Genomic DNA, 4935 nt, shown 5'->3' on the forward strand with positions numbered 1-4935 from the left:
GGGCGCGCACCGGCGCGCCCGGGACCTCTCGCGCGTCAGCGCGGGATGAGCCCGTGCGGGTCGATGACGAACTTCTGCGGGGCGCCGGCGTCGAACTTCGCGTACGCCTCGGGCGCCTCGTCCAGCGAGATGGGGGTGGCGCCGACGGCCTTGGCGATCTGCACCTTGTCGTGCAGGATCGCCATCATCAGCTGCCGGTTGTACTTCATCACCGGGCACTGGCCGGTGGTGAACGACAGCGACTTCGCCCACCCGGTGCCCAGGTCCAGCGACAGCGAGCCCTTCTTGGCGGCCTCATCGACGCCGCCGGGGTCGCCGGTGACGTACAGGCCGGGGATGCCCAGCGCGCCGCCGGCGGCGGTGACCTCCATGAGGGAGTTCAGCACCGTCGCCGGGGCCTCCTTGGCCGCGCCGGCGCCGTGACCGCGGGCCTCGAAGCCCACGGCGTCGACGCCGCAGTCGACCTCGGGCACGCCGAGGATCTGCTCGATCTGGTCCTTCGGGTCGCCCTTCGAGACGTCGACGGTCTCGCAGCCGTTCTCGCGGGCGCGGGCCAGGCGCTCGGGGTTGAGGTCGCCGACGATGACGACGGCCGCGCCGAGCAGCTGCGCGCCGACGGCCGCGGCCAGGCCGACGGGCCCGGCGCCGGCGACGTAGACGGTGGAGCCGACGCCCACCCCGGCGCTGACGCAGCCGTGGAAGCCGGTGGGGAAGATGTCCGACAGCATCGTCAGGTCGAGGATCTTCTCCATCGCCCGGTCCTTGTCGGGGAAGCGCAGGCAGTTGAAGTCCGCGTAGGGCACGAGCACGTACTCGGCCTGCCCGCCCACCCAGCCGCCCATGTCGACGTAGCCGTAGGCGGAGCCGGGCCGGTCGGGGTTGACGTTCAGGCAGATGCCGGTCTTGCGCTCCTTGCAGTTGCGGCAGCGGCCGCAGGCGATGTTGAAGGGCACCGAGACGAGGTCGCCGACCTGCAGGAACTCGACGTCGCGGCCCTTCTCGACGACCTCGCCGGTGATCTCGTGGCCGAGCACGAGGTCCGGCGGTGCGGTGGTGCGCCCGCGCACCATGTGCTGGTCGGAACCGCAGATGTTCGTGGCCACGAGCTTGAGGACCACCCCGTGGTCCACGCGGCGGCCCACGTTGGCGGGGTTGACCCCGGGGCCGTCCTTCAGCTCGAAGGTGGGGTAGTCGATGCTCTGGACCTCGACCTTGCCGGGGGCGAGGTAGGCGACGGCGCGGTTGCCGGTGCTGGGCGCGGTGGTCGTCACGGGTGGTGACCTCCTTCTCGCGGCACCGGCCTCGTCGCCGGTGCCCGGGAGCGGTAGTCCACCGCTCCCGGGCCCCGACCGCAAGGGGTGGGTCAGCCGGCGTGCTCCACGGGCACCGCGTTGCGCGCCACGACCGCGGAGTACCACAGGGCGCTGTCCTTGACGGTGCGCTGCTGGGTGGCGTAGTCCACGTGCACGACGCCGAAGCGCTTGGAGTAGCCGTAGCCCCACTCGAAGTTGTCCAGGAAGGACCACAGGTAGTAGCCGGTCACCGGGGCGCCGGCGTCGACAGCGTCGAGCACGGCGTGCAGGTGGTCGCGCAGGTAGCGGGTGCGCTCCAGGTCGTGGACCCGGCCGCCGACGACGACGTCGGGGTACGCCGCGCCGTTCTCGGTGACCATGATCTCCAGGCCCGGGTGCTCGCGGTGCACGCGCAGCAGCAGCTCCGTCATGCCGCGGGCGTCGATGCTCCAGCCCATGTCGGTCTTGTCCCCGGGCAGCTCGGGGAACTCGATGAGGTGGTGCGAGCCCACCCAGGGGCTGTGCGCGCTGGCGCCGTGCCCGTCGGCCTCGGCGCGCGGGCCGGCGCCGTCCCAGGCGCGCACGACCGTGGGGCTGTAGTAGTTCACGCCCAGCACGTCCAGGGGCTGGTGGATCAGCTCCAGGTCGCCGTCGAGCACGAAGGACCAGTCGGTGACGTCGGCGGTGTCGGCCAGGACGTCGGCCGGGTAGGAGCCGCGCAGCGCCGGGTCGAGGAAGACGCGGTTCTGCAGGCCGTCGACGCGGCGCACCGCGTCGTGGTCGGCGTCGGTGCCGCCCTCGGTGCGCACCCACGCCAGGTTCAGGGTGAGGGCGACGCGGGCCTCGGGGGCCGCGCGGCGCACCGCGGCGGCGCCCAGACCGTGGGCGAGGTTGAGGTGGTGCACGGCGGCCAGCGCGGCGGCCGGCTCGGTGCGCCCGGGGGCGTGCACGCCGGAGGCGTAGCCCAGGTACGCCGAGCACCACGGCTCGTTGAGGGTGATGAAGGTGCGCACCCGGTCCCCCAGCGCGCCGGCGACGACCTCGGCGTACTCGGCGAAGCGCTCGGCGGTGGCGCGCGAGGTCCAGCCGCCGGCGTCCTCCAGGGCCTGGGGCAGGTCCCAGTGGTACAGCGTGATCGCCGGCTCGATGCCGGCGGCGAGCAGCTCGTCGACCAGCGTGGAGTAGAACGCCAGGCCGGCCTCGTTGACCGGGCCGAGCGCGTCGGCGCTGACCTGCGGGGTGATGCGCGGCCAGGCGACGGAGAAGCGGTAGGACGCCAGGCCCAGCCGCTTCATGATCTCGATGTCCTCGCGGAAGCGGTGGTAGTGGTCGTCGGCCACGTCGCCGGTGTCGCCGCCGGCGACCTTGCCGGGGGTGTGGCTGTAGGTGTCCCAGATGGAGGGGGTGCGCCCGTCCTCGGCGGCGGCGCCCTCGACCTGGTAGGAGGCGGTGGCGGTGCCCCAGACGAAGCCCTGCGGGAAGGCGCGCTCGGCCGCGCTCTCCCCGGCGGGGGCCGGTGCGGGGGCGGGCACGCCCGTGGTGGGGGCGGTGGGGCGGTCCTCGGTGGTGGTCATGCGGGTCGGGGCCGCCGCCGGGGCGCGCGGCACCGCCTCCTTCCTGGGTGCGGGGACGGGGTGGGTGGTGCGAGGTGGTGGGTGGTGCGAGGTGGTGCGGTGCGGGGGCGGTGCGCCGGGGCGGGCGGGGCCTCAGCCCTTGACGGCGCCGGCCATGATCCCGCTGACGATCTGCTTGCCCAGCAGGATGAACACCACGATGACCGGCAGGGTGCCGACGAGGGTGCCGGCCATGATGATCGAGGTGTCCGGGACGTAGCCGCTGCCGAGGTTGTTCAGCGCGACCTGCACGGTCGGCATCGAGGAGTTCAGCGCGATGACGGGCCAGAAGAAGTCGTTCCAGGCCGTCATGAACGTGAGCATCCCGAGCACGGCCATGCCGGGGCGGGCGATGGGCAGCACGATGGCCACGACGGTGCGGGTGGAGGACGCGCCGTCCATCTTGGCGGCCTCGAGCAGCTCGTCGGGCAGCGTCTGCACCAGGTACTGGCGCATGAAGAACACGCCGAACGCGGTGACCAGGGAGGGCAGGATCACCGACTCCAGCCGGCCCGCCAGGTTCCAGTCGGACATGATCTTGTACAGCGGCACGACGCCCAGCGTCGGGGGGATCATCAGGGTGCCGATGGTGACGGCGAACAGGAAGTTCTTGCCCTTGAAGCGCAGCTTGGCGAAGGCGAACCCGGCCAGGGTGCAGAAGAGCAGGGTGCCGATCGTCGTGACGCCGGAGACGACCAGGGAGTTCACGATGGCCAGGCCGATGGCCTGCTGCTCCAGGGCGGTGCTGATGTTCTGCCACAGGTACGGGCCGGGCAGGAACGGCGGCGGGGACTGCGTCATCTCCGACATCGGCCGGCTCGCCGCGACGATCATGTAGTAGAACGGCACGAGGAACACGAACGCGGTGACGGCCAGCAGCACGTAGGTCAGCCAGCCGGCGGCGTCGGGGGCGCGGTAGCGCCTGCGGCGGCCCTCGACCGGCGGGGTGGGCGCGGCCAGCGCGGCGTCGCGGACGGTGGTGGTGCTCATCGCCGGGCTCCCTCGGGGTCGCGGTCGCGCCAGCGGGCCAGCGCGGTGTTCAGCAGGACCAGGACGATGATGAGCAGGAACGTCACCCAGGCGATGGTGGCGGCCCGGCCCAGGGCCCCGAACGCCCAGCCCTGCTGGTACATGAACAGGCCCAGCGTCTGGTACTGGTTCAGCGCGCCGCCGTCGACGCCGCCGAAGAGCAGCGGCTCGCCGAACAGCTGGGTGGCGCCGATGGTGGAGACCACCACGGTGAAGAGGATGGTGGGCCGCAGGCCCGGCAGGGTGACGTGCAGGAACTGCTGCCAGCGGTTCGCGCCGTCCAGGGCCGCGGCCTCGTACAGGTCCTGGGAGATGGACTGCATGCCGGCCAGGTAGATCAGGGCGTTGTAGCCGGTCCAGCGCCAGATGACGATGATCGAGATGGCGATCTGCGCGCTGAGGTCGCCGTTGCGCCAGTCCAGGGCGTCCATGCCGACCAGGGAGAGCAGCCAGTTCGCCAGGCCGTTGTCGCGCCCGAAGATCTGCGCGAAGACGAGCGTGGAGGCCGCCACGGACGTGGCGTACGGCATCATCATCACGACCCGGAAGAAGTTCCGGCCGCGCATGCGGTAGTTCAGCAGGTGCGCCAGGCCCAGGGCCAGCATGAGCTGCGGCACGGTGGACAGGACCCCGAGCGTGAACGTGTTCGCCAGGGCGTTGTAGAACTTCTCGTTCGTGAAGAGCCAGACGTAGTTCTCCCAGCCGGTCCACTCCGGGTCGGAACCCAGCTCGTAGGACTGGAAGCTGATCCACATCGTGTAGACCAGCGGGAACAGCCCGAACGCGATGAACAGCAGGAAGAACGGGGCGATGTAGGCGTACGGCGCGGCCAGGCCCTCGAACCGGAAGAGCCGCGAGCGCAGGGACAGCTTCGGGGCCGCGGCGTTCGCGGTGGGGCCGGGTGGTGCCGGCGGTGCGGTCGTGCTCTGAGCGCTCACGGCTCCTCCTCGCAGGGGGTGGTCGGATCGGCTGGGACGGGGCGGCCGCCGCGCACGGCGGCC

Annotated in this window: 4 protein-coding genes; all 4 read right to left on the reverse strand. The window is 72.0% G+C overall.

The annotated features are described in order from the left end of the window. Positions 1-35 precede the first annotated feature (35 nt). Entirely contained in the window at positions 36-1271 is a 1236-nt protein-coding gene (gene fdhA, locus ACRYR7_RS24265; protein ID WP_432574861.1) for a formaldehyde dehydrogenase, glutathione-independent, read from the reverse strand. Positions 1272-1363: 92 nt separating this feature from the next. Beyond that, positions 1364-2866, reverse strand: coding sequence for a GH1 family beta-glucosidase (locus ACRYR7_RS24270; RefSeq protein ID WP_432574865.1), 1503 nt, complete (start codon positions 2864-2866; stop codon positions 1364-1366). Positions 2867-2998: 132 nt separating this feature from the next. Next, positions 2999-3895 (reverse strand): carbohydrate ABC transporter permease, encoded by an 897-nt coding sequence (locus ACRYR7_RS24275; RefSeq protein ID WP_432574863.1) that lies wholly within the window; start codon positions 3893-3895, stop codon positions 2999-3001. Beyond that, positions 3892-4872 carry a carbohydrate ABC transporter permease gene (locus ACRYR7_RS24280; RefSeq protein ID WP_432574864.1) on the reverse strand — a complete coding sequence of 327 codons (981 nt, stop codon included), beginning with the start codon at positions 4870-4872 and terminating at the stop codon, positions 3892-3894. Before ACRYR7_RS24280 ends, ACRYR7_RS24275 begins: the two co-directional genes overlap by 4 nt. Between the last annotated feature and the right edge of the window lie 63 nt (positions 4873-4935).

The sequence above is a fragment of the Kineococcus gurbantunggutensis genome (assembly GCF_050871925.1).
Taxonomy (GTDB): domain Bacteria; phylum Actinomycetota; class Actinomycetes; order Actinomycetales; family Kineococcaceae; genus Kineococcus.